The 25467-nt window shown below is 48.0% G+C and carries 20 protein-coding genes; 13 read left to right on the forward strand and 7 right to left on the reverse strand.

What is annotated here, in order from left to right:
* Positions 1 to 599 precede the first annotated feature (599 nt).
* The 11 genes from Q0986_RS13635 to Q0986_RS13685 all read left to right on the forward strand — a co-directional run bounded on the left by Q0986_RS13635 (position 600) and on the right by Q0986_RS13685 (position 15379).
* Positions 600 to 836 carry a CTB family bacteriocin gene (locus Q0986_RS13635; RefSeq protein WP_299411169.1) on the forward strand — a complete coding sequence of 79 codons (237 nt, stop codon included), beginning with the start codon at positions 600 to 602 and terminating at the stop codon, positions 834 to 836.
* Between the two features lie 251 nt (positions 837 to 1087).
* On the forward strand, positions 1088 to 2383 hold the full coding sequence (locus Q0986_RS13640) for an HlyD family efflux transporter periplasmic adaptor subunit (RefSeq protein ID WP_366918588.1): 1296 nt from the start codon (positions 1088 to 1090) through the stop codon (positions 2381 to 2383).
* Between the two features lie 61 nt (positions 2384 to 2444).
* Positions 2445 to 4637 (forward strand): peptidase domain-containing ABC transporter, encoded by a 2193-nt coding sequence (locus Q0986_RS13645; RefSeq protein WP_366918589.1) that lies wholly within the window; start codon positions 2445 to 2447, stop codon positions 4635 to 4637.
* 21 nt (positions 4638 to 4658) lie between these two features.
* Positions 4659 to 4988: a hypothetical protein gene (locus tag Q0986_RS13650; protein WP_299411174.1), complete on the forward strand. Its 330-nt coding sequence runs from the start codon at positions 4659 to 4661 to the stop codon at positions 4986 to 4988.
* Positions 4989 to 5071: 83 nt separating this feature from the next.
* Entirely contained in the window at positions 5072 to 6349 is a 1278-nt protein-coding gene (locus Q0986_RS13655; protein WP_299411176.1) for a hypothetical protein, read from the forward strand.
* Between the two features lie 158 nt (positions 6350 to 6507).
* Positions 6508 to 7854, forward strand: coding sequence for a tetratricopeptide repeat protein (locus tag Q0986_RS13660; RefSeq protein WP_299411178.1), 1347 nt, complete (start codon positions 6508 to 6510; stop codon positions 7852 to 7854).
* 192 nt (positions 7855 to 8046) lie between these two features.
* A complete protein-coding gene (locus Q0986_RS13665; protein ID WP_299411180.1) occupies positions 8047 to 8391 on the forward strand; it encodes a hypothetical protein in 345 nt (114 codons plus the stop codon).
* Between the two features lie 170 nt (positions 8392 to 8561).
* Positions 8562 to 8939, forward strand: coding sequence for a hypothetical protein (locus Q0986_RS13670; protein ID WP_299411182.1), 378 nt, complete (start codon positions 8562 to 8564; stop codon positions 8937 to 8939).
* 3 nt (positions 8940 to 8942) lie between these two features.
* Entirely contained in the window at positions 8943 to 10496 is a 1554-nt protein-coding gene (locus Q0986_RS13675; RefSeq protein ID WP_299411185.1) for a YcjF family protein, read from the forward strand.
* A gap of 196 nt (positions 10497 to 10692) precedes the next feature.
* Complete coding sequence (locus tag Q0986_RS13680) at positions 10693 to 12054, forward strand: efflux RND transporter periplasmic adaptor subunit (protein ID WP_299411187.1); 1362 nt, start codon at positions 10693 to 10695, stop codon at positions 12052 to 12054.
* A 139-nt stretch (positions 12055 to 12193) separates the two neighbouring features.
* Positions 12194 to 15379, forward strand: a complete 3186-nt coding sequence (locus tag Q0986_RS13685) for an efflux RND transporter permease subunit (protein WP_299411189.1) — start codon at positions 12194 to 12196, stop codon at positions 15377 to 15379.
* Between the two features lie 31 nt (positions 15380 to 15410).
* On the opposite strand, the gene Q0986_RS13690 is transcribed toward Q0986_RS13685, so the two are convergent.
* From Q0986_RS13690 to Q0986_RS13720, 7 genes are all read right to left on the reverse strand, one after another.
* Positions 15411 to 16358: a DUF3616 domain-containing protein gene (locus tag Q0986_RS13690; protein WP_299411191.1), complete on the reverse strand. Its 948-nt coding sequence runs from the start codon at positions 16356 to 16358 to the stop codon at positions 15411 to 15413.
* Positions 16359 to 16375: 17 nt separating this feature from the next.
* Positions 16376 to 18244: a sodium:proton antiporter gene (locus Q0986_RS13695; RefSeq protein ID WP_299411192.1), complete on the reverse strand. Its 1869-nt coding sequence runs from the start codon at positions 18242 to 18244 to the stop codon at positions 16376 to 16378.
* Positions 18245 to 18404: 160 nt separating this feature from the next.
* Positions 18405 to 19592: an AGE family epimerase/isomerase gene (locus Q0986_RS13700; RefSeq protein ID WP_299411195.1), complete on the reverse strand. Its 1188-nt coding sequence runs from the start codon at positions 19590 to 19592 to the stop codon at positions 18405 to 18407.
* A gap of 67 nt (positions 19593 to 19659) precedes the next feature.
* Complete coding sequence (locus tag Q0986_RS13705; RefSeq protein WP_299411198.1) at positions 19660 to 19956, reverse strand: hypothetical protein; 297 nt, start codon at positions 19954 to 19956, stop codon at positions 19660 to 19662.
* A 24-nt stretch (positions 19957 to 19980) separates the two neighbouring features.
* Positions 19981 to 20244: a helix-turn-helix transcriptional regulator gene (locus Q0986_RS13710; protein ID WP_299411200.1), complete on the reverse strand. Its 264-nt coding sequence runs from the start codon at positions 20242 to 20244 to the stop codon at positions 19981 to 19983.
* A gap of 168 nt (positions 20245 to 20412) precedes the next feature.
* Positions 20413 to 22038: a peptide chain release factor 3 gene (gene prfC / locus Q0986_RS13715; protein ID WP_299411202.1), complete on the reverse strand. Its 1626-nt coding sequence runs from the start codon at positions 22036 to 22038 to the stop codon at positions 20413 to 20415.
* A gap of 110 nt (positions 22039 to 22148) precedes the next feature.
* The gene (locus Q0986_RS13720; protein WP_299411205.1) at positions 22149 to 23369 is read right to left on the reverse strand and encodes a response regulator; all 1221 of its coding nucleotides are present in this window, start codon (positions 23367 to 23369) and stop codon (positions 22149 to 22151) included.
* Between the two features lie 1151 nt (positions 23370 to 24520).
* On the opposite strand from Q0986_RS13720, the gene Q0986_RS13725 reads away from it, so the two are divergent.
* Together Q0986_RS13725 and Q0986_RS13730 are read left to right on the forward strand one after the other, a co-directional pair.
* Positions 24521 to 24766, forward strand: a complete 246-nt coding sequence (locus Q0986_RS13725) for a hypothetical protein (RefSeq protein ID WP_299411207.1) — start codon at positions 24521 to 24523, stop codon at positions 24764 to 24766.
* A gap of 201 nt (positions 24767 to 24967) precedes the next feature.
* Positions 24968 to 25467: tRNA-guanine transglycosylase (locus tag Q0986_RS13730; RefSeq protein WP_299411209.1), on the forward strand; the 500-nt coding region annotated here is incomplete at its 3' end.

Here is a 25467-nt window from a genome sequence, read left to right on the forward strand (position 1 = left end):
AACTAAGTTCTTTCAGAACTATAAAGCAGCTGGAGCTACTGGTTACTCAGTGTCTGGCCCAGGTGGTTCTGCAGCTGGTGGTTCTGTCTATGGCGTTCACAACGTAATCCGTACTTCTGGTACAAACAAACTGAACGTCCATATCTAAATAATCCAACGGGCATGTGCTTATTGTTCATAGCAAAAACAAATAAGTACATGCCCAACATCTAACAAAGACTATAGAAAAAAATTTTGCAATATCTAGAGAAAAGATTTTTAAGATATTTTTTAATATAATTTACTAAAAATATTGCGAGCTAGTATTGCATTTTATACATAAAACTCTTGCAACAATGTAGTCTTTTAATAATTAGCGTGGTGCTGCTTAGCACTGCTACTTTCGAGCATCTATCTGCAGGTAGTGATACTTCTCAGCGACCTTAACGAGTTAGGGTAGACCCTAGTCTAGATGGTTGCCAATGTAACGTTGATCGTTCTCTAACTCTCTGTAGAAAGTGTTTTGGATCACTGCTCTACTCCATTCCAACTGTTCTAATATAAATAGTCCAATCGAATATATTTCTTTGAATTTAATCAGTTCAAATTGAGGTCCTACTATGTCTTCTGAGTTGTTCTCTGACCTATCAGATCGCGAGCAAGAGGTGGTGGCTGGTGGAGCAGCTACTCTTCTGAATATCAATCAAACCAGCTTTTTCTCGCATCTCCAACTTCTTCAGGCTAGCGGAACTGCCGTAGCAGGTCCCAATGGTGCTAGCGCAGGCGGAACAATCACAGGTGCAAACCAAAAGATTAACACCAGTGCCTTTAATTTACTGTTTGGCTCAGTGGACTAAGTGTGAATTCAGGTAAGGATTCACGGAAAAAAGGGAATGCAGGTATCTTAAATCATCCCAGTGCAAGTGAGGTTTTTTAGATATATTCTGCATCCCCCCCAAGGGCTCAAACATTGCAATTCCAACATTTAAGCCATGAGAGAGCACACTGCTCCCTAGACCTCGATTATATGACAGGCCTCTAAGATTTGCTAGTTTCCTGGTCTAAATCCTCTTGTTGATGTGTTCAATGAATTGATAGATAAAGTTGCATGAATACCCTCCAACCTGATCACCTTCATTTTGTTCAGGAAGACGAATTCCTACCCTCCATCAGCCCATGGATTTCATTGGGAGGAATGGCTCTTGTTCTAGTCTTTGGTGCTGCTGTTGCGGTGTCTTCTGTGCTCAAGTTCAGCATTACGGTCAAGGCTCCGGCGGCCATTCGACCGGCAGGAGGCTTGAGCGTTGTTCAAAGTGGCATTGAGGGTACAGTCACTAACATCAATGTAGAAGAGAATCAGGCTGTCAAGAAAGGCGACCTCTTTGCCCAGCTGGATGACTCGACCTTACAGAATCGAAAAAGCCAACTTGAAGGTGACATCCGTTCCATCACGCTTCAGCGGTATCAAATCAACGCTCAACTCAGATCTTTAGATAATCAGATTGTTGCTGAATCGAGATTGGTCAGGCGGTCCATTGCCGCAGCTGAAGCTAACTTAACTGAGAATCAGCGTCGCTTCCAGGATCTACAGGTTAGTACGGAAGCAGACTTAGAAGAAGCTCAAGCCGGCTATGATTTAGCGGCTGAAGAATATCAGCGTTTCAAAGAGTTGGAAGCATCAGGAGCGATTGCCAAGCTGCAGGTTAAAGAGAAAAAAGCCGCTTTACAAGCAGCGGCTGCCCGCATTAAACGCCTCAAAGCTGCTTTAAACCCAACTGATGCCAGCATTGCTAAAGCGCAGGAGCAGATTGCTCAAGAAAAGGCCCGAGGTAATGTGACGGTTGCAGGCTTAGGCCAGCAAAAAGAGCAGCTGATGCGAACTCGCATTGAAGCTCAGAACCAATTACAGCGGACTCAAAAAGAACTCAAGCAAATTACTAATGAACTAAAAGGAACCCAAATTAAGGCTCCTATTGATGGCACTGTCCTTCAGCTCAATCTTACTAATCCTGGACAAGTGGTGCAGCCAGGGGCTGCGATTGCCCAAATCGCTCCTCGCAATGCTCCCTTAGTGATTAAAGCTAAAGTCGGTGCTCAAGATATCAATCAGGTCAAAACAGGACAAACGGTTCAGATGCGAGTTTCGGCCTGTCCTTACACAGATTACGGAACCCTAAAAGGCACCGTTAGGAATGTGTCTCCTGATGCTATTCCCGCAGGTGAGGGACCCACAAGCCCCACCTTTTACCAAGTGACGATTCAACCGCGCACCTTATATATGGGAGATCAAAAACGTTGGTGCCGTCTTCAGTTTGGTATGGAAGGTCGAGCCGATATTGTCTCTCGTCAAGAAACGGTTCTGGAGTTTGTTCTCAAGAAAGCAAGATTATTGTCCAATGTATAGATCACGTATGGATTGCACCAACGCACCCCGTTCTTTGCAAGAATAATATGGCAATGCATTTATGACTGCTTTAATGTTCCTAAACCCTCTTAAATCACGAAAGAGCTACCAGTGTATCAAACAGTGGAGCGAAGAGGACTGTGGAGCAGCCTGTTTGGCCAGTATCTGTAAATATTATGGGCGGATCCTTAGCATCACTCGTAGCCGAGAGGTGGTGGGAACAGGCCAACTGGGAACCACACTGTTGGGCCTTAAACGAGGTGCAGAAGCGCTAGGTTTTAATGCGCGTTCGGTTAAAGCGTCGGAAGCCCTGGTGGATCGCTTACAGGAAATTTTGCTGCCAGCTATCATTCACTGGAAGGGCTATCACTGGGTCGTTTTATACGGGAAACGCGGCCGTAAATATGTGGTTGCCGATCCAGGAATTGGCATTCGCTATCTGACTAAACGAGAGCTGTTAGAGTCTTGGAATGGAATCATGCTCTTGGTAGAGCCTGATTCTGAGCGTTTTAATGACCAATCAGAGGATGATGAAGCGGTATCAGCTGGTTTTTCGCGATTCCTTAAGCGAATCTGGCCCTATCGCCGTATTTTGAGTCAAGCCCTTCTGATTAACATTGTGTTGGGCTTATTGGCGCTATCCAGCCCGTTTCTCATTCAGATTCTGACAGATGATGTTTTAGTCCGTCAGGATATGGAATTGCTGACCATTGTAGTGGTGGGGGTGGTCGTCTCCCAAGTGTTTAGCAGTAGTCTGCAAATCATGCAGTCGAATCTAATCGCCCACTTCAGTCAGCGATTGCAGTTGGGATTGGTATTGGAGTTTGGTCGCAAGATTTTGCAACTCCCCTTGAATTACTACGAGTCCCGGCGAAGTGGGGAAATCGTCAGTCGTTTGCGCGATATTAACGAAGTCAACCAGCTCGTTTCCCAAATTGTGGTTCGAGTGCCTAGCCAAATCTTTGTTGCCGTCATTTCGTTGGGATTTATGCTGTTTTACAGTCCGATCTTGACTCTAGTGGCGGCGGTTATTGCGCTGATTATGACCTTGTCGACGTTGCCGTTTCTACCCATTTTGCGCAAAAAGACCCGCAGCTTGCTGATTCTATCTTCGGAGAATCAAGGGGTCTTAGTTGAAACCTTTAAAGGCGCACTGGTATTAAAAACCACCAATGCGGGTCCCCAATTTTGGGAAGAGTTTCAGTCTCGGTTTGGTCGTCTCACCAATTTAACCTTTAGCACGATTCAGTTGAGTGTGCTCAACGGCACCTTCACGCAGTTGATATCAGGGATTGGCAGCGTTGCTCTGCTGGCAACGGGGAGCTTGTTGGTGATTAAAGAAGAGATCAGTATTGGTCAATTGCTGGCCTTTAATACGATGCAAGGTAATATCTTGTCGTTGATGACCTCTTTGATTAGCCTAACGGATGAATATTTCCGTGCCCAAACGGCCATTGGCCGAATCCTAGAAGTGATCGATGCTACACCAGAATCGGTTGGGGAAGCCAAGAAGCCCTTTGCTCAACTGTCTGGAGACCATGATATTTCTTGTTCAAATTTGAACTTCCACCATGCAGGCCGAGTGGTTCTTTTAGATGATTTTTCCTTAAAGTTACCTGGTGGTAAGGTGATCGTCATTATTGGTCGATCCGGCTGTGGGAAAAGTACCTTAGCGAAGGTGATCTCGGGCTTGTATAAACCCCAATCTGGAACGGTTCGGATTGGCCCCTTTAATTTGCAGGATCTGTCTTTAGAATCCCTGAGGCAGCAGGTTTCCTTTGTACCGCAAGAGCCTCATTTTTGGAGTCGATCGATTATTGAGAATTTTCAGCTTGGCAATCCCCAAGTGTCCTTTGAACAAATTGTTCAAGCCTGTCAGGTGGCTGATGCGGATGGGTTTATTAGCGATTTGCCCAATACCTATCAAACGGTTTTAGGAGAGTTTGGCGCTAATTTATCGGGTGGACAACGGCAGCGTCTGGCGATCGCACGAGCGATTGTGAATGATCCACCTATCCTGATTTTGGATGAATCCACAGCAGGTCTGGATCCGGTTACAGAAGCAGAGGTTTTGGACAAGCTGTTATCCTATCGTCAGGGTAAAACCACGATTATGATTTCCCACCGACCTAGCACGATTAAACGAGCAGAATGGCTCGTCCAAATGGATAAAGGCCAACTCATTTTAGAAGGTGAGTTTGAAAAGCTGCAAGCCCAACCGGGTGACCATCAAAAGTTTTTGCACCACTACTAAGTCCTCAAAAGGAGAACATCCATGTCTAACCTGCAAAAAACCACGACGTACCCCTTACGTCCCAACAGTTCATCGGAGCTGTTGACAGACCTATCCGAACGAGATCAAGAAACTATCTCCGCTGGCATGATGACTTTTATGTATCTAGAGCAGGAAATTATTGAAGCCACCTCCTCCAATGATACTGAAATTGAAAATTTATCAGGTGGGTCAGGGGGAGTTCCACTCACAAGTGGTCGGACGTCGCAACAAGCAACCTATAATTCCAAGCGCACCACCTTTGCCTTTGGTGGGTTAATTCCTATCAACTCCGTGGCTTCATTTATCTCCAATATTATCCACTTGTTTTAAGTCCTGTATAGCCGAGTCAATCGGCTATGCCAGGTATCTGATCACTTCCCACATCGATTGCTTCCAATATGACAAACACACTGGTGACTAATACTTTTTTAAGGCAGGATGGTGATGAGAATGATGGTTCATCTAGTAATCTGACAAGCCCTGATATGCCCTCAAGGTTTGCGATCGCAGATGAAGCATCCCTATCCTCAGGACCCATCATGTTGCAGTCTCTTGGACAACTTGTTTATACCAGTTTCCCTCAGATCGGGTTTAGGCACTTATCCAGTCCTCAAATTCCGAAAGAGATTCAACATGCCTTTGTTCATCAGGTTGTGTACTTACGGTGGAATTCATATAATCCACCTGGAGCCGAGTATCGAGCCGCCTATCTCTATCAAATCAATGCCGAACACACGCTCTTTGGCTGGCTCTATGGGGATGCCACGGATGATGTGGGTCGTCATGTTCCCTATTTTATTGGGTACCACCTTGCTGAGCCCTTAACAGATGCTCACCTTGACAGTATCTTTATCTGCCTTCAGCGTGGACCCACAGCAATCGTGAACCAACAGGATTTAAGCAAAGGTGTTTTAGAGAATATCTCTATCCCTGATGTTCTAGGGTATCCGCCAGCCAGAATGGGGGTAGATATTCCCGATGACATCCGCAATTACAGCCGTACGTTCCTGCAAATGCAAGAGTTGTTGAACGTTTTTGTCCCTGCTAGCGATCGGCAGTCTCGACAAGTCGTTCATTCCCAAAATCAGCAAGGCGATCCAGCCCCATCTGCCGCTCAATCAAGCCACAAGCCCATTGTTAAGCAGCCGCTCCCGCCAGAAGAGACCGCCCTGCTTCAGCAACCTGCCTCCACGCCCAAAAATTGTTTCGATCAGATTCTATACGAATTAATCGCCAAGCCCATTGGCATTCAAGGTGCCTTTTTAGTGTCGGTAGAGGGGCAACCCATTACGCCACCGATCGGCATTAGCGAGAACAGCGCTTTGATTATTGCTGGCACGATGCTGTACTTGGCAAAAAGTACCCACGAAGAACTGCAATGGCAAGATGTGGAAAAAATTTCTGTACAGGCGCAAGAGGGATACGTCATCCTGGCCAGTTGCACACCCGATGTGTTCTTGTTAGTGAAAGCCGCTAAGGCTCTATCTGGTTTACTGGATGGTGAAATTAATCGCACGGTTAAACGCCTCCAAGTGGCGCTGCAAATTGAAAATATTGATAAAGATACTGAGCTATCACCAGAGGTGAGGAATGAATTAATCACCCAGCTGAAACTAGATCAGCCGATCGCGAATTCGGCAGAAACCTCATCCCCCAACCCGAGGACGCACAGAGGTAATCCCACTCCATAGGAGACAAGCCCCTAGCGTCAGGGTCTGCCTGTATCAACTGCTGCCCAATCCGTTGTACCTTTGCCAAGATTGCTGCTTGCTTGGGTCAACTCACATTTTCTAGACCGCTTAATTCCCCTAATCACCTAGTCGATCTTTACGAGTTAAACGATAAGAAGATGAGCTTATTATTCGGAGATGCCCCCAAAGCCCTCAATCTGCTGAGCATCGGTGAGCGCGGTGTCGGCAAGACCGTATTTTTAGTGGGCAGCTACACTGAGTCAAACTCCAGTTATGAGGGGGAACAACAGAATCAGCTTTGGTTTGACTGTCAGGACCAAGAAGCACACGAAAATATCCAAGGGGTGATGAATTACATTGCCCAAACGGGCCAATATCCTCCCCCAACCATGAAAATCTCAGGCTTTAACTTTAGCCTGAAACAGCAGCGCTTTTGGGGAACGCAAACCCTCTGCTACTTCCGCTGGTGGGACATGCCAGGGGAAATCTGTGACATCCAAAATAATGATTTTCAATCCATGATTTTGAGTTCACAGGGATGCTGCGTGTTTATCAATGCCTATGCATTGATAAATGATCCCACCTACTTGGAATCCGTCAAAGATGTCATTGAGTTAGTGACTGCGATCGCATCCCTAGTCAAGCATCATCGTTTGCAATATCCAATGGCCCTCATTTTTACCCAGTGCGATCGCTTGGAAGCGGGTCCTTTAGGCCAATTACAGATTGAAAAATGTCTCGAGCCCTTAATCATTCGCCTCGACAATGCCCGCTCCAACTATCGACGCTTCTACTCCTCCATTCCCATTGTGCGGACGGATGGCATGCCCGTGTTACGGGCCACCGGTTCCGCCGATGCTCTAGTGTGGATTACCTCTGAACTCTGTAGAGCGAGTAGCGTCTCCTCCGGCCAAGACCTAGCTGCTGGCTTATCCCAAGGCAGCTCTCTCAAAAAATTCGTTCATACCGTCAATCGCAAACCTGCGATCACCATGGGGCTTATTGCTGCGGGTGTGGTTGGCCTGATTGCGATTGGTTTTGCCCTCACCTCGATTTTCTCAAATCAACAGCCTCAACAGGCAAAGGCGTCACAAAAAACGGTTCAAGATCATAAAGAAGTCCTGGAGGCAGATCCTGATAACGTCGAAGCGCTAACGTCCGTTGCTGATCATTATGAAGAGAATGGTCAACCGGAAAAAGCCATTCCTCCCTTGGAAAAAGTCGTTGCTCAACAGCCGAACGATATTATTTTGAAGGCTAAACTCGCTGACTTATATGAGCTCACTGGACAAAAGCCACAAGCTGAAAAAGTCTACGACGATATGCTGGCCTTGCAACCTCAAAATTTCAAAGCGACCTTAGGAAAAGCTGTCCTGCGGGGAGAAGCAGGAGATACCGAGGCGGCTGAGTCTTGGTTTCAAAAAGCTGAGAAAATCGCAGGCAACGACGAAAAAATCAAAACACAAGTTCAAGAGCTGGCGGCCCAAACCTTACAAAGTCAATAGGTGCTATCGATCTCTCCGATCGCTGCTAGTATCGCCTATTTAGGTAGCAAGCTTTATTTATACCGACAGGGATGCTTGCCCCTATGTTAGATACCTTGTGTTGTTGGTACAAACTAAGACTGGAGTGTCTTTAAAGAACTGCCAATTAATGAGCAGTAATCATCTAAACAATATCTGTGGAGGAAATAACTAATGTCTTGGAGAAAAATCGTTGAGATATTAGCAGGTACTCTTGCCGGATATTTATTGGGGAAATGCGCCAGTATTTTTCTGTACAATACGGCCCTTACACCCTTGAAAGTGGGCAACGCAGCCCTGTTCCCACTGCTTATCTCCACAGCGCTCGGATTGCTGTTTTGCGTTATTCCGCTTCTACTGGGCAATGGCTTACTCCTCTCCTTTCTTCCCAAGATCGGGGTGTGGTCCACAGGTATCTCGTTAGTGATGAGCTTATATACCTTAGCCCTAGTGGCGCTGGCAATCGTTTTTGGATGGTTTGGTAGTAACTCGCCCATTCCGCTGCCCTTTTGGTTTTAAAGACCACAGCTCAACGCTCAACTCCATACCCTGAGACGAAACCTTATCGTTAGGATCAATCGCGAACGTTATCCAAAGATCCTAAATCGCGGAAAACGCTCAACCGCAACGGCTGATCACCAATGTTCTAGGATAGGGGTATCTTTGATTGCTATTCCAGCGCCATTGCCATGGAAGATTCCCGTGATGTTTTTGAAAATAGAACCTTAAAGCGGCTGCTGTTATTTATCTATTTAGTCCCTGTGTTTGGGGTTATCCCTGCCATTTGGACCTTAAATCAGCGAGAGAGCGATCGCAAACAGCGAGAAGTGAGTCGAGTGGCTATCTTGGTAGGGTTGGCATGGCTGGTGGGAACCTTGTGTCTCACTTCCGGCGTGGCCCTTTCCAATGCCGAAAATGCTCAAGGCATGGGAATTTCCCTTTTACTGTTTAATAGTGTGTTGACCTCTGGATACTTTCTCAATAACTTGTGGTTAATGGTGCGGGTTTGGCGGCGACAATCCCTTGATCTGCCTGGTCTGAAGCGCGTTACGAAGTATTTACCCTAACCCATGCCTTGGCCTCGCCTGCTGATTCTGTTCTTGGGCCTCGCCATTATTTTAGGCTTAATGCTGTGGTTGGTGAGTTCATTGCAGTGGCTATATGTGCAGATTGCACTTTCGTCGCCGTTCCTAGCCAATCTACTGTTATTTTGCCTGATTGCTCTAATAGCAGTTTTAATTGGGGCTTTTCTCTACTATGGCTGGATGTTTCGCGGACAGAAACAGTCTAAACAACCGCATCGCCCGCACGTACCAGAAGATAAGGTGGATGCCGCAGCCACCAACCTCCGTGCCGTGCATCGGCAAGTCCAGCAAATCCAAGACGAAGTCACCCGCCAAGCCTTGCTCCAGCAAACCCGGCGGATTGCCAAGACCTTTACGCGCCGGGAGCTGAGAATAGTCGTCTTTGGCACCGGTTCAGCGGGTAAAACCTCCTTAGTCAATGTGATGATGGGGCAGATGGTGGGAACTGTCGGAGCCACGATGGGCACCACTGGCGTTGGGCAAACCTTTCGATGCCAATTACGCGGTGTTGATCAGCAGCTATGGATTACCGATACCCCCGGACTATCAGAACCGGGCATCGCGGGGACAGATCGTGAGCAAGCTGCCCGGAAGCTAGCGACGGAAGCTGATTTACTCTTGTTTGTCATCGATGGTGATTTAACCCAATCGGAGTACCAACCGCTACAAGCCTTGGGACGCATGGGCAAACGATCGCTGTTGGTCTTTAACAAAACCGATTGTTATCCCAGTGCCGATCAGACCCTGATCCAACAGCGCCTCCAAGAGCGGGTTCAGGGATGGATTCCACCCGAGGATATTGTCGCCATTGCTGCCCATCCTCAGCCGCTCAAATTGGCCACTGGCAATACCGTACAGCCCGATCCAGATATCCAAGCCTTACTCCAGCGGATCGTCCGTATTTTACGAGAAGAAGGGGATGATTTATTCGCAGACAATATACTACTTCAGTCTCAACGTCTAGGAACCGAGGCTCGCCAGCAGATTGATCAAGAGCGTCGCCAACAGGCCGATCAAATCGTTGAGCGATTTCAATGGATTGGCGCGGGTGTGATTTGGGTAACGCCAGTGCCCGTGATTGATTTGTTAGCCACGGCGGCCGTTAATACCCAAATGGTGATTGAAATTGCCAAAATTTATGGCTGTGATTTGACGTTGGATCGTGCCAAGGATCTGGCCCTCTCGCTGGCCAAAACGATGGTGAGTTTAGGCATCGTGAAAGGGGCCATTGAAGTCTTCTCACGGGCCTTACAATTTAGCGTTGCCGGTTTCGTGGTCGGCAAAACGATTCAAAGCATCGGCGCCGCCTATTTAACTCGGATTGCGGGCAAGAGTTTTATCGAATATTTTCGTAATGATCAAGATTGGGGTGATGGGGGAATGACGGAAGTGGTCCAACGTCAGTTTCAACTGCACCGCCGCGACCACTTTGTCAAAGCCTTCATTCAAGACGCCATCACTAAACTCCCGTCAGAGTTTGGACGTCGCATCCAACGGCAACTTAGCCCCACTCGTCCCCTCGTCGAGGAAGAAAAATAGCCGTCGTTTGACCCTACTCAAACAGCGGAAATCTAAACTTGATAGTCGATCCCGCTAAATCCGAACTAGAATGGAATTTAGATTCTCTTTATATTTTTCAAGGAATCAAAAATTGAGTTGTGAGTGCTTCAATTTAAAAGTTGTTTTTTTTGGAATGAGGTGTTCACTACTCCTTATGTCCTAACAGTGTAGATCTATGGAACCCTCTGATACGTCCAACCTGCAAGAGCCTGTTGAGTCGCAAATTGCTGTAGCAGAGCGCTCACTAAAGTCAACCCAAGTCTCATTACGTCAACAGAAACGTCGCCGTTGGCTGATTGCGGGTGTTGTCCTAGCAGGTGCAGGGGTAGCGGTTTGGCGACTGTTTTTGAGTGGTAACCCGCAGATAGGGCAACAGCCCCCACCAGGTGTCTTGGTCAAAGTCCAAAAAGTCCAATCGGGTCCCCTCAAACAGGGCTCAAGGTTTCTAGGGACTTTAGAAGCCAAACAGGGTGTGGTGCTTCGACCCGAATCAGAAGGGCGCGTGACGCAGATTTTTGTTTCCTCGGGAGCAACGGTCAAAAAAGGACAGCCTATTCTTCAACTCAGTCCTGACAAAACGCAAGCTGACTTTGGGGCTGCTGTAGCCAATGTCAATGTAGCCACAGCGGCCAGTAGTAATGCCCAAGCTCAACTGCGAGCCGTTGAGGCGGAGCGCAAACGGGTTGTCGCTGAACTAGACCTGCAAAATACCGAGTTCTCACGTACAGAAAAGCTGGTGAAACAAGGGGCGCTGGCCAAGCAAGTCTTGGATCAAGTCCGACGCGATCGCGCCGCTGCCCAAGCCTCTCTGAGAGCCATTGATGAACAAATTCGAGCCGCTCAAGCCAGCCTGTCCCAATCTAGGGCGAGCCTGGCCCAGGCTAAGGCCAATGCACTTTCTGCACGGGAAGACTTACAGGAGACCCGGATCACCGCTCCCATTGCCGGAATTGTTGGAGACATCCCGATTAAGTTAGGATCCTATGTGACCACAGCGGATACTCTGACCACCATTATTCAAAATAAAAATCTTGAACTCAATCTCAACATTCCCATTGAAGAACGGGAACAGTTGGCACTAGGACTCCCTGTAGAATTGAGCCCAGCTCAATCTCAAACGATCCTAACAACGGGGCGTATCAGTTTCGTGTCTCCCACGGTTAATAACGAAAGCCAATCCGTTTTAGCCAAAGCCAGTTTTCCCAATCCCCAGGGGAAATTACGAGATGGTCAGCGCGTTGAAGCAAAGGTCATTTGGCAAACTCGCCCTGGAATTTTGGTGCCAACTACAGCTATTTCTCGAATTGGAGGCAAGCCCTTTATTTTTGTTGCCGATCAACCTCAACAGCAGGGGAAAGTTCCACCCATGGTGGCTCGCCAGCAACCGGTTGAGCTTGGCAGTATCCAAGGTAATGATTACCAGGTGCTTAAGGGCATCAAAACGGGTGAAACGATTGTGGTGTCTGGCCTGCAAAATTTAAAAAACGGTGACTCTTTGTTAGTTGATACAGGCAAACCCCAGACGCCCTCTCAGTAAAACGGTGTGCAGCCTGGTGTTGTCTAGAACCATCGTCTATTGTCACTATTTTGCATGTTTTAAGAGATTTCCTTTGGTCGTGCAACTGCTTATCTTCTGATGATGACCTAGCCAACGCCCTCTCTGTGTTCCTCTACTTATGCTTGTCAATTTTTTTATTAAACGGCCTGTCCTAACGACCGTTTGTGCCCTGATCATTTTACTGATGGGGCTAGTCTGTCTCCCTACCTTACCGGTTGCCCAATATCCCGATATCAGTCCCAAACAGGTTAGTATTCAAGCGAACTTTATTGGTGCCGATGCAGCCACCGTCGAAGACGGAGTTACCAGTATTCTAGAACGGGAAATCAATGGGGTCGAAGGTCTGCGCTATATGACATCGAGCAGTAGCAATAGCGGGACTAGCTCGATTACCGCCACCTTTGAGAACAATCGGGACCAAGATTTAGCCGCTGTGGACGTGCAAAATCGGGTTTCTAGTGTTGAATCGCAATTACCCACGGCGGTGCAGCAGACCGGAGTCCGGGTCAGTAAACAGTCCAGCAGTATTCTGATGGGGTTTGGCCTGTTTAGTGAAGACGGTGAGTACGACAGTATTTTCTTAAGTAACTATGCTGATTTGTACATTACCAATGCCCTTAAACGAGTTCAAGGGGTCGGTAATGTCACCATCTTTGGTGAACGTAAGTATGCGATGCGTTTATGGCTCGATCCAGAGCGGCTAGCCAAGCGGAATCTGACCGGCCAAGATGTGGTTACCGCGCTACAGGAACAAAATATCCAAGTGGGCGCTGGACAAATTGGTCAACCGCCTGCCCCCGCAGGCCAACAGTTCCAAATTGATCTGCGGGCAGAAAGTCGCTTAACTAGCATTGAAGAATTTGAAGAGGTGGTGGTCGATGCCACCAACGGCAACCTGATCAAACTTAGGGATGTGGGTCGAGTCGAACTCGGCGCTGAAAACTACGGTTCTTTTCTTCGCTTTCGCGGTAAAGAGGCGGTGGGATTAGGCATTTTTCAAATTCCTGGCAGTAATGCCCTAGAGGTGGCCCGTGGCGTCAAGGAAACCATGGCAGACCTGGCTCAAGATTTTCCGCCCGGAATGACCTATGACATTGGTTTTGACACGACGGACTATGTGGAGCAGTCCCTCACTGAAGTGGTGTGGACCCTGATTCAAGCGGTAGGGCTGGTCGTCCTCGTGATCTTTGTCTTTTTACAAGATTGGCGAACAACCATTATTCCAGCCGTTACGATTCCCATTTCTTTAATCGGAACTTTTGTATTCGTTAAACTGTTTGGATTTTCTATCAATAGTTTGACGCTGTTTGGCCTAACGCTAGCCACCGGAATGGTGGTGGATGATGCGATTGTGGTGGTCGAAAATGTCGCTGCCAAGATCCAAAATGAAGGCATTCCTCCTCGAAAAGCCGCGATTGTGGCGATGCAAGAGCTAACGGGGGCGGTCATTGCCACCTCCTTGGTCTTGATGGCAGTGTTTGTACCTGTAGCGTTTTTCCCCGGTACGACGGGGGCGCTGTATCAGCAGTTTGCCCTTACGATTGCCTTTGCGATCGCACTCTCCACCTTTAATGCGCTCACGCTCACCCCCACCCTATCGGGGTTACTCCTACGGCAGAATCCCAGCATTCCCCGCTGGCTAGCCCCTAGTTTCAACTGGTTTAATCGTCAGCAAGATCGGCTGCGCCACAGCTATAGCAATATTTTGGATTGGATGAATCGATTCAAATATTTTGTACTAGCTATTTTTGTGGCCCTGCTTACCTTGACGGCCTGGCTCTATACCACCGTCCCCTCAGCCTTTTTACCCGAGGAAGATCAGGGTTATTTCCTCACCATCGTGGGTGCACCAGACGGCGTTTCTCTGGAGTACACCAGTGATGTGATGAAAAAGATAGAAGAGGTGATGTTACCGTTACCAGAAGTCCGGGCCACCTTTGCCGTGGGCGGATTTAGCTTTAGTGGCAATGCCTCCAACAACGGTATTGTTTTTACAACCCTGAAACCCTGGTCAGAACGGCGAACCGCCGAACAATCTGCCCAAAAAATTATTGAACGAGTGCGAGGCCAATTGTTTCAAATTCCTGAAGCTCGCATCTTAGCCATCAATCCGCCTTCTATTCGTGGATTGGGCAGCTATGGAGGCTTTACCTTCCAGCTGCAAGACCGATCTGAGAACCTCAGTTTGGATGAGTTTGTGGGCAATATGGGTCAATTATTGGGTGCCGCCAACCAGCATCCCGCCTTAGAAGGGGCATTCACTACCTATGGTGCGAACACGCCACAGCTGAAAATTGAAGTGAATCGCCAGCGAGCCAAAGCGCTGCAAGTGGGGGTGGATGAAATCTTTGATACCCTGCAGGTCTATTTAGGATCGCGCTACGTCAATGACTTCAGCCTAGGGCGCCGCACCTATCGTGTGTATGTCCAAGCCGATCAGCAGTTTCGGTCTAATCCTGATGATATTGGCAAACTATATGTGCGCGCCGAAAATAACCAAATGATTCCGCTGAGTAACTTAGTCACCATTACCTCAGTCACGGGTGCTCAAACCATTAATCACTACAACCAGTATCGTTCGATTGAGATTAACGGCGCGGCAGCGGCGGGCGTTAGCTCCGGCCAAGCTCTGAAGGTGATGGAGGAACTCGCTGCCAAAGTGCTGCCACCTGGCTTGGGGTTTGAGTGGTCTGGGGCCTCTTTAGAGGAAATTGAGTCGGGTGGTCAAGCGCTGATTATTTTCAGTTTGGGATTGGTCTTAGTCTTTCTGGTACTCGCAGCTCAGTACGAAAGTTATGTCGATCCGATCATTATCATGCTGTCGGTGCCGCTGGCTGTCTTGGGGGCGTTGGGTGCTCAACTGTTGCGCAGTTTCCCCAATGATATTTACTGCCAAATTGGCTTGGTGATGCTGATTGGTCTTGCCAGTAAAAATTCAATCCTGATTGTGGAGTTTGCCAATCAACTGCGGCTAGAGCAAGGTTTATCTGTCTCTCAAGCAGCTTTGCAAGCGGCCCAACAGCGCTTGCGTCCTATTCTAATGACGGCCATCTCGACCCTTAGCAGTATTTTTCCGCTGGTGGTGGCCTCTGGGGCTGGAGCTGCCAGCCGTCAATCCTTAGGAACAGCCGTGTTTGGAGGGATGTTTGTAGCCACATTCCTGAGTTTGTTTGTGGTCCCTATTCTATATATTGTGATCAAAAGTTTGAGCGATCGCATGGCCCCTCAACGCACCTCTCTTCCCCCCGCAGCAGGTGATTTGGAAGGTGAAGAACCGATCATTGTGAGTTCTAAACAGCAGTAAGAGTCGGGAAGTGGGTGGCTGAGCAGATCCTTCAACGTTTAATCTTAAAAACGGTGGGAGCGCCGTTCGGAACCCCATCGTAAACAATCATGGCGGTTATGGTTTTGCCCTTTTCTTTCAGGACCGTCAGTCCTTCGGCCTTCGCTCCTGGATATGTCTTGGGCAATGGAATATCGCCAATCCATTGACAAAAACTTGACGTGTCTGGCCTATCTATCCCCGGAATCATATCTTGGCCATTCCAAAAATACAGTTGATACGGCCCTAAACCGTCTCCGACGGGACCTGCAATCAGCAGAAAACCATTCTTGACTCTCGTGATATCCCGAATGCCATGCCCCGCTAATTGGACATACCGCAATTCATAATCCAGTAAATCCTCAAACTCTGTCACCATCACGGGGACATAGTTCCCTCTCAACACAGGGCCACGAAAACCGAGATAGAGCTTTTCCTCGTGAACGGCTAAGCCTTCTATATCAATGCCATTTTCTTTGCTAGGAAGATCGAGAAACCGATGGAGGACAATATCCTGTTCCAACACAGTCCTCAGCTGGGTATTAGCAGCGCGTTTCATCACTTGTCCTGTTTCGGGGTTTAATTCCAGCTTAAAAATGGTATTTCTTTGTGTTTCTTGAACCACCGTTGCTAATCTTTGACGGTTGGCCAAATAGGTATTTTTATCCTTGATTGTCTTCCGTTTCGCTGAGTGAGAGCCAATTACATACAGCATCCCCTCAGTATCAACCGATAAACCCTCAATATCTATCTCTCCCACTCCATTCTCATCAGAGGATACAGAAATATCGAGTACAACCGAATAGCCCTGATCTTGCTTGTGCAAAAGCTGGATCACGTCTTTGCTTTCATCCGATCCGATGACTAAGAAATCATGGAAAGCAGCGATGGCACTAATATCGTTCTTTTGGTGGATAGAGCCTGCAAACTTTACTTTTTCGCTGGATTGAATGTCGGGCATTGTTTAGCGTTTTGTGCTTAGGAGGGCGTGGGCAACACGGCAGGGGGCACCATCGAAGGGCCAAATTTAGGTTTGGGAATGTGGAGACCGTAGGTAATGCGATCGCACGGTTGCCACTGCTCATCTGCCTTTGCGATCCGGAGCTGGTCTTGGCGTTGCACTAGTAGTGGAATGACCGTTCCGGCATTGATCAGGGCTTGGAGGTGATCCCGCTGGCGCTTAAACCGATGTTCATCCGCATCCAGTACGGTATCCGTAATTTTGACCTCATTGGTGCTCAAGTACTGACTCCACTCTTTTACAGAGAGTTGGGAAGAAAAAGCTCGTTTAACCTCTGGACTCGCTAGCTTTTCTGCCGGTTCAGCCACCTCAATGTCTGGCGATTGATCGGGATATACCGCCAAGACGCGTGGGGGTCGAAATTCCTCCATGACTCGCTGAGCCAGCACGGAGTTCACCTCAGAATTGCTGGTCGCTGTTAAAAACGTACCGATGGACGTCAGGCCAATATTGTCCAGTGCATCCATATTCAGCGCACTTGTCCGGTAGACGGTCAGGTTCTCAGCCTTAGCCTGCTTGCAATATTCAGGATTAGCATCAATCATCACCACATCTTCTCCCCGACTTCTGATCAGATGCGCCACGGTTCTGCCAAAGGGGTTACAGCCCACAATCATGGCTCCTCTAGCCTCATCCGATCGCACACGTAACCAGCCTGCGATCCAACGGGCGGTGAGTCCTTGTAAACAAACCGTCAAAATAATCGTTAAGAACACCAGCGCCTTAATGGCATCGCCGCCATTAATCCCCTGCTTGGTCAAGGAAATTGCAAACAAAGACGCCACCGAAGCCGCCACAATTCCTCTAGGAGCCACCCAAGACAAAAACGCTTTTTGCCGCCAATTGAGTTCACTGGACCAAGTCGACACCAAAACATTCAGAGGCCGCACCACCAACATCAGGGCCGCCACCGTCAATATTCCTCCCCAGCCCAGAGCAAAAATACTAGCAATGGACAGATCAGCGGATAACAGAATAAACAGAACGGAGATGGCCAAAATACTCAGTTGATTTTTAAATCGCAGGAGCAAGCGTTCCTCCGGCAAAGCCGCAATTTTAAGCATGATGCCTGCTGCAACTGCTGTCATTAGACCCGACTCGCTGATTAAGGCTTGGGACAGCCCGAAGAGCCCCCACAATCCCGCCAAAACCGATAAATTTTTCAAGTCCTCCGATAAAAACCGAGCGCGCTTGAGAAAGAGTCCTAATAGCCAGCCCCCACCCACACCGATAATGCCGCCGATGCCTAAGCGTAAGACCAAACCACTGACAATCGTAAAGGGATCGGCATTGCCTTGTAAGACAATATTGAGCACCACCACTGCTAGGATGGCTCCCACGGGATCAATTAACACCCCCTCCCCTTCCAGTAAGGTAGAGACTTGGCGATCGGCATTCACCTGTTTCAGTAAAGGGGCCACCACCGTGGGTCCCGTCACCACCACCAAGGACGCATAGAGAAAGGCAATTTGCCAGGGAAACTCACTCAGCCAGTGAGCGGCCAATCCGCCGCCGAACAAGGTGACTAAAGCCCCCACTGTGACCAAATTACGCAGGCTAGTGGAGACTTCTTCCACCTCCCGCAGCTGTAGATTTAGCCCCCCCTCAAACAGGATTAGTGCCACACACAGGGACACCATCACCTCCAGGCCGCCTCCTAGCAGACTGGGATGCAGAATTCCCAATCCACTCGGTCCCATCGCAATCCCAAACAAGAGCAAAAAGACAATACTGGGGACTTTTAAAAAATCAGCAATAACCTGAGCTGAAATCCCTGCGACAACAGTGATCACCATTAACAGGGTAATTTCTAAGTTTCCTTCCATGTCCTATCGTTTCGAGGCCGGGCCATTGCTGGAGCGGTTATTGAGCTTACTAATCTTAGCAAAATCACTAAATTTCCTGACCCACATTACTCTGGCGATCAACTTACTGGCCAGACATACTTGAGTGGAAATACTCATCAAAGTATAAGGGGTATTCTCCTTAACTCGACAACATTTGATCGGCACTCAGCTGTTTAAACTGTTGCCAACAGAGAAACAAGGCTCTAGGCACATGAAAACACCCCTTCCACTTCCCGCCTTTCAGCTGCAAATGAACTTGTCCGGCTCGATTCAAATATCCAAACCATTCTTGACCAGGATCGGCAAAATGGGACCAACTATAATCATGAACCTTGCAATACCATCGCCAGCACTCTTCTCGTCCCGTCAAGCGATACCCCATAACCAAGGCCACTAATGTTTCCAGGTGAACCCACCATAGCTTTTGATCCCACTCCAGTTGCTGAGGCGGATGGCCTTCAGCATCCAGGAAGTAAAATAAGCCGCCATATTGAGGATCCCAGCTCCAGTCTAAAGTCTTGAGAATCCCATCGACGGCCTGCTGGATCAGGGCTGTATCCCCTCGACGGTGGCCAATATCCATCAGAAACCACATGGCTTCGATTCCATGCCCTGGATTGATTAATCGGCCCTCAAAACAGTCCACATGCGCGCCATCTGGCCCGACTGCTTCATACAACAATCCCCGCTCAGCATCCAGAAAATCTGTCATCACCTCTTGCACTGTCTGATCGAGCACCTGATCCAGCTGGGCGGCATCGAGAAGGGGAGCCATTTCTAAGGTTAAGTTGGCCAAAATCATAGGAACCGCTAGAGATTTTAAAGGACGCGTTCCTGGATAGCATTTGTTGTACGGCCCTTTGGGATCTTGTTGCCGTCGCAGCACGTTATTGTAGGCTTGGAGGGCAATCGCCTTGGCCTGATCTTGTTGGGAGGCCAGCGCAAACTGGCTAAAGGCCATCGCCGCAAAGCAATCAGAGAAAATATTGTAGGGCTGAACCAAGGGTTCTCCGGCCCGATTTAAGGCAAAGTACCAGTTTCCTTCCGAGTCCCGTCCCTTATCGGCCAAAAAATTAGCGCCCAGACGAGCCACCTCTAGCCAGTCCGAGTCTGGAGAGAGCTGATTATAGAGCATGGAAAAGGTCCAGACTTGGCGGTTCTGTAGCCAAATAAATTTATCGGTATCGTAGACCTGACCTTGGGTATTCAAACAGGTGAAATAGCCGCCTTCTTGCTCGTCTAAGGAGTGGTTTTGCCAAAACGGCAGAACATCTTCTAGCAGTGTTTTTTTGTACTGTAAGGCCAGTTCTGCAAAGGTCAGGTTCATCCCTTCTCTCTATTGATAAATGGGTGACAGGTGGGTGAGTTAGCCCATACCTTACACGATCATGGATTTAAGGGGCGGTAGAACTGGGAGTCGCGTCGGCATCAGACCGAGGTATCCAGTCCCCAAATCGCTGGGCATAAAAGTTGAGAATTTGATCAATTTGCGCCTGATCAGCAGAGGACAAGTCTTGGGGATGGCGGATTCTTAACCAACCAATTTGGCTCAGGGCATAATCAAACTGCTCGGCCTCTTGCGGCAATAGCTCGGTTTCAACCCGATCCACTTGATGCAAATGTGCGGCAATCTCGCGATAAACCGCTAAGGGCAGGGTAGGACATTGAATATCGTATTCTTTGTAGGTCATGCCGTCTTTAGATACAGGGGGCCGTTATGGTTCTACTTGGGGCAAGGAGCAACAATTCACATCATCGAGACAAACTTTACCCCACTGCAAGGCCCACCGCACTAAAGCGACTCGATTATCGGTTCCCGTTTTTGTGAGGATATTACTAATGTGGTTGTCTACTGTTCGCTTGCTAATATCTAATCGTTGAGAAATTTGTTCATTTTTAAGGCCAGAAGCCACTAGTTCAATAACTTGCAGCTCTCGCTCAGACAACTGATGATTTCCTTGCAGCTCGCCACTACTCATGCTTTGTCGTGTACCCCTGCATAAATACTCATTCGCACATTCACATTGTAGGGATTAACCTCACAATCTGCATGTTTGGAACACATTGTCATAATTTAACAATAATTTTTTTAAAAGTTTTGGCGAAATAGAAAAAATGCTCAAGTTGTTTTGGCAGAAGAATATTGCTCAACTCATCTGGTTCGAATCAACGGCAAGCGGTGCGATCGCACTCAGTTCCAGATCAGGATGATCGCCATGCATTTGATGTAAATTCCATTCATTTTTAAACAGTAAAACCGGACGCCCCCAGCTATCCTTGACGGTGATGGCATTAAAAATTCGCCCCACGGACTCTAAGGCTGACCAGCCCCCCTTCACCCAGCGGGCCACAGAATAGGGCAATAATTCCAAACGAGTGTCAACCCCATATTCATTTTGGAGCCGGAACTGGACCACTTCAAATTGGAGTTGTCCCACCGCCGCTAAAATCGGGTCCCGCTTAATTTCGTCTTCGGAATACATAATTTGAACCGCGCCTTCTTCCCGCAGTTCGGATACCCCTTTTTGAAACTGCTTAAATTTAGACGGGTTGGGATTTTTTAGGTAGGCAAACAGCTCGGGCGAAAAGCAGGGAATGCCCTCATAGGCCAATTTTTTCCCCTTAAAAATGGTGTCACCAATCGCAAACACGCCCGGATTATTTAAGCCAATAATATCGCCGGGATAGGCTTCTTCCAGGGAGTTGCGGCCTTGGGCAAAGAGCTTTTGAGGGCGGGAAAGGCGGATGGTTTTGCCCGTCCGTGCATGACTGACTGTCATATCCTTTTCGAATTTGCCAGAGCACACTCGGATAAAGGCGACGCGATCGCGATGTTTGGGGTCCATATTGGCCTGGAGTTTAAACACAAACCCCGAGAAGTCCTCATAGGTGGGGTCTATGGTGCCTTGTGTACTCTCGTAGGCTCCAGGTTTTAAGGCATAGTCGAGAAAGGCGTCTAGAAACAGCTCTACCCCAAAGTTGGTCATGGCACTGCCAAAAAAGATCGGGGTCATCTGACCGTTGTGGACCTGCTCCAGATCGAGCGGCGACCCGAGTTCCTCAATCAGTTCGAGTTCATCCTTGAGTTGGAAATAGAGTTCTTGATCCAGTAACGACTCAATTTGCGGATCGCCCAGGTCAATTTGGGTATCGAGGGCTTCCCGCTTGCCATGATCACTCCGCTGAAACAGGTGAATTTTGCGACTGCGCCGATCAAACACGCCTTGAAAGCGATCGCCCATACCAATCGGCCAATTGACGGCATAGGTTTGTAACCCTAACTCCTGCTCAATTTCGTCCAGCAGTTCTAAGGGCTCTCGTCCCGGTCGATCAAGCTTGTTGATAAAGGTGAAGATGGGGAGCGATCGCAACTTACAAACCTCGAATAATTTGCGGGTTTGTGGCTCCAAGCCTTTGGCTGCATCCACCAACATCACTGCATTATCGGCAGCTGCCAGGGTCCGGTAGGTATCTTCACTAAAATCTTGGTGACCCGGCGTATCCAGTAAATTAATTTGGCAGTTCTGATACGCGAACTGCAATACGGTCGAAGTAATGGAAATCCCCCGCTGCTGCTCCATTTCCATCCAGTCGGACGTGGCATGGCGTTGCGCCCGTCTGGCCTTCACAGCCCCTGCTTCATGAATGGCCCCTCCGTACAGCAGCAACTTCTCCGTCAAGGTGGTTTTACCAGCGTCAGGGTGAGAAATAATCGCAAAATTGCGACGAGCTTCTACCGCCTGAGCCAACTCAGTTTGCAGTTCAGTGGGCATACAGATGACCAAATTGAGGGATTTTCAGACACCTTATTATAAGCCAGAGACATTTCGTCCCAGGTATAGATAAGAAATCACCGCGTCGCCGTCTAATCGCGTCTGAGCGCTTAAGCTTGGATCAAGGCTTTAGAGCGAGCTTGAGCTTCAATCATGGGTAGAGCGTGAAGTTGCTGCTGTTGCTCTAGTGGTAGCGTTGCCGCAGCTTGCTGCACCAAGGCCAATAGTTCTTGATGATGAAACGGCTTACCTAAACAAGCCATAGCGCCTGAAAGTCGAGTCCGAATTAAATCACACATGCCTCGCTTAGGAGCCATAATGATCACGGGTAACGATCGTAAGGATTCGCGCCGATGAACCATCCGACAGAGCTGATAGCCATCTAGATGAGGCAATTCCGACTCCACAAGAGCCAGCACAGGCGGACGTTTGAGCAATGCCGGGAGTGCCCGAATGGAATCACTTAGGCGCATCACGTCATAGCCCGATGGCTCTAGAACTTGAGTCACATAGCGCTGCGTCAGCTTGCTCTGGTTGATACAGGCAACCCGAGGACGAGTCAATACTTCGCCCATATGATAAGGATGCATCCCCAACGCACCCAATTTGATGAGGGGATGGAGAGAAACAGCCAGATCGCCAACTTTTACACCTAGAGTATGGGCTAAGTGATAAAGACATTGATTTTGCCCCAATGCATGCGTTAATTGTTCAATATGGGGCAGACTGTCGCTGACATAATCTGCATATTCAACAAACGTCTCCCCATCTGCAATGTAGGGCCGTGCAAAGGGAGATTGAATTTCTGTACTGAGTAGTGTCCATTGATTAACCGTTTGCTCAACGGGTAACACCAGATCCCATAAAGAACTCTCCAGAACCAGAGGCTCAACTTGGACGTTGGATTCAAATTGATACTGGGCATGGGGAATGGCTAAAGCATGAACTAACGCCTCTTGTGTCACGGCGGTTAGCAGATCCTTAAACTGATCCTGCGTGATGTAATCTGCCCGCCATAGTTGAGACAGGAAGGAATAATCTGAAAGGGATTCCTGGACAGGATAACCGTCTAATGCAGGCGTACAGCGCTGCAGCAAGTAGGAAAGACGCTCTTGACTGCCAACCGTACTTTCTGCGAAATTAACCTGACCTTGGCTAAAGTAAATTCGCCATCCAATCGAGAGATCTTGAGGATCGCGGATGATCACCCGTCCCGACGGAGAGTCATGGATAAGGTCTCTTAAGGTTTCGGTTGTGGATTTTTTTACACTAGTGTCAAAAGCGGTCATTGCTTCTTGTCTATCTAAATGAAGCCAATCTACTGGAAGCATCTTGACGTTCCCCCCGATATGGTTGCTTGGCCTGCAAACAAACTAAAGATGCTGCTATAGCGAGCACGGCTGGCGTGAGCTATAGGATGTTGGGTCGCTTGAACTGTACATCCTAAGAATCTTTAGGAATCGTTCTAGATATAGTAAGCCCCAAACTGACCTCAGTATTAACACTGATCATACTTCAATGTCCAAAAGAGCCAAATAGCGGTCCAATTGCAAGTGGCTACAACTCTTACTATGTAAAAATCATAAGTTATCTAAGAATTGTTGCATTAATATTTTTTGGCAAGAAAATAGGTTTCTTGATGATTTCACTTCTCCGTAGAAATACGGTCTAGCTCTTCAATGATCAGTCGTCATAGAAATTTTCGAGTTCCGGGATGGCGTTCAGAGCAGAGGCTTGCATCATGAGTTGGCGTTAACCATTCAAGGTCTCTAAGGTCTCTATTGGAGCCAACGCACCTTGAATCAGCAAACATGTCCCCATTCACAGACTGAGAATAAAACACCAAACAGGCTATCCGTAAAGGCTCCCAGAAGGGGCTTCTTCGGGAACATCGCAATTCGGCGCTGCTTATCAACCCAAAAAAGCAACATTCCTGATTATGAGCACACTAAACATCAAAAATGGCATTACCCATAAGACTCAGAAATAGGGGCAATTCACTACTAAATTGAGATAGTGGAGGTATTTCTAAAGCGTTTAAGGATAAGCTTTCATTCTGCACCCAGTCACATCAGTTGTGATAGAGAGCGGCTAGGCTAGGGGGCGAAACCTTACCTCAATCTCTCTCCTAAGTGATGTTGAGATTGATGATCCCCCCATCAACTCCTAGCGTGAGTCAAGGCAGAGGGCGTCTACCTGTAAGGCAGAACTGCCGATCGAGCATTAGGGTAAATCTCCCCTGATCCTATCTAAATTGGACAGTCTGTCCTGCAAGTTTCGGGAAGTTTGATATATTCAAGATTGGGTAAATGGAACGCTGTAGTAAAAATAATCTGAATTAGCAGTTTATTCATCGACAGTAATAGGCATAAACCCCTAGGCGCATAAAGTTGAGGAAAAATTCACATTCCCTACCTTTACTGCCCTACTTGGGATCTTTAAAAGAATGGATGCTCCCTCGCGTAATCTCATAGGAGGAACTATGACTTGGATTACTCAAAATACATATGGTTTCAAACAAAGCATCCTGGATCAGTTCGAACAACTCGATGCTGATATCAGAGATCTTAATAACCATGTATCTCAGCAAAGTCAGCGGTTGGAGCTTTTATCCTCCAACCTAGTCATGGGTTTGTTTATTGTATCGGTGTCAACGAGTCTGCTACTACTCACTCGTTATGCCTTGGAACTTTGGCTGGTTTACCATCCAACCGGTGCACTCCTCTAGTGCTGAGTCAGTTCCAAGCTGACCATGATTTCTCGGCTGCCGGCCAGCTATTTTATAAAAACCGATAGTTAAACAACCTTATATATCCAATCCACCGACTACCTCTGTGAGAGATTAGGTCGGTGTTTTTTTTAGTGATGACTTCAGGGGGCGGGAATAAACCTGATATTTTGACAGAGGCCACTGCGATATGAGGTTGTTTTGAGCCATCCGTTTCACTTTGAATGTCACAAACATTGTTCCCAAACGCAGGCCCGAGTTGGGACGTTTCATACCCCTCATGGTCCTGTGGATACGCCTCGATTTATGCCGGTGGGGACCTTAGCCAATGTGAAAACGTTGACCCCTGCTCAACTACAGGCAACAGGGGCTCAAATGATCCTGGCCAATACGTACCATTTACATTTACAACCCGGTGAATCCATTGTTGAGCAAGCAGGTGGCCTACATCCATTTATGAACTGGTCCGGGCCAATCTTGACGGATTCAGGTGGGTTTCAAGTCTTTAGCCTGAGTGAAATGCGGTCTATTGCCGAAGAGGGCGTCAGTTTTCGGTCACCTCGTGATGGTCAAATCATTCATCTCTCACCTGAAACCTCCATGGCGATTCAAAATGCCTTAGGGGCCGATGTGATCATGGCCTTTGATGAATGTCCGCCCTATCCTGCCAGCCGTGACACCATCCAAGCGGCCACAGAACG

This window comes from Acaryochloris sp. IP29b_bin.148 (genome assembly GCF_028285565.1).
GTDB lineage: Bacteria > Cyanobacteriota > Cyanobacteriia > Thermosynechococcales > Thermosynechococcaceae > Acaryochloris.

Coding starts and splice junctions, on each gene's coding strand:
- Q0986_RS13700 (WP_299411195.1), bottom strand. CDS start 19,592: ATGAACCTGACCTTTGCAGAACTGGCCTTACAGTACAAAAAAACACTG.
- Q0986_RS13690 (WP_299411191.1), bottom strand. CDS start 16,358: ATGCCCGACATTCAATCCAGCGAAAAAGTAAAGTTTGCAGGCTCTATC.
- Q0986_RS13660 (WP_299411178.1), top strand. CDS start 6,508: ATGAGCTTATTATTCGGAGATGCCCCCAAAGCCCTCAATCTGCTGAGC.
- Q0986_RS13705 (WP_299411198.1), bottom strand. CDS start 19,956: ATGACCTACAAAGAATACGATATTCAATGTCCTACCCTGCCCTTAGCG.
- Q0986_RS13670 (WP_299411182.1), top strand. CDS start 8,562: ATGGAAGATTCCCGTGATGTTTTTGAAAATAGAACCTTAAAGCGGCTG.
- Q0986_RS13645 (WP_366918589.1), top strand. CDS start 2,445: ATGACTGCTTTAATGTTCCTAAACCCTCTTAAATCACGAAAGAGCTAC.
- Q0986_RS13710 (WP_299411200.1), bottom strand. CDS start 20,244: ATGAGTAGTGGCGAGCTGCAAGGAAATCATCAGTTGTCTGAGCGAGAG.
- Q0986_RS13665 (WP_299411180.1), top strand. CDS start 8,047: ATGTCTTGGAGAAAAATCGTTGAGATATTAGCAGGTACTCTTGCCGGA.
- Q0986_RS13720 (WP_299411205.1), bottom strand. CDS start 23,369: ATGCTTCCAGTAGATTGGCTTCATTTAGATAGACAAGAAGCAATGACC.
- Q0986_RS13675 (WP_299411185.1), top strand. CDS start 8,943: ATGCCTTGGCCTCGCCTGCTGATTCTGTTCTTGGGCCTCGCCATTATT.
- Q0986_RS13680 (WP_299411187.1), top strand. CDS start 10,693: ATGGAACCCTCTGATACGTCCAACCTGCAAGAGCCTGTTGAGTCGCAA.
- Q0986_RS13695 (WP_299411192.1), bottom strand. CDS start 18,244: ATGGAAGGAAACTTAGAAATTACCCTGTTAATGGTGATCACTGTTGTC.
- Q0986_RS13640 (WP_366918588.1), top strand. CDS start 1,088: ATGAATACCCTCCAACCTGATCACCTTCATTTTGTTCAGGAAGACGAA.
- Q0986_RS13685 (WP_299411189.1), top strand. CDS start 12,194: ATGCTTGTCAATTTTTTTATTAAACGGCCTGTCCTAACGACCGTTTGT.
- Q0986_RS13635 (WP_299411169.1), top strand. CDS start 600: ATGTCTTCTGAGTTGTTCTCTGACCTATCAGATCGCGAGCAAGAGGTG.
- Q0986_RS13725 (WP_299411207.1), top strand. CDS start 24,521: ATGACTTGGATTACTCAAAATACATATGGTTTCAAACAAAGCATCCTG.
- Q0986_RS13650 (WP_299411174.1), top strand. CDS start 4,659: ATGTCTAACCTGCAAAAAACCACGACGTACCCCTTACGTCCCAACAGT.
- prfC (WP_299411202.1), bottom strand. CDS start 22,038: ATGCCCACTGAACTGCAAACTGAGTTGGCTCAGGCGGTAGAAGCTCGT.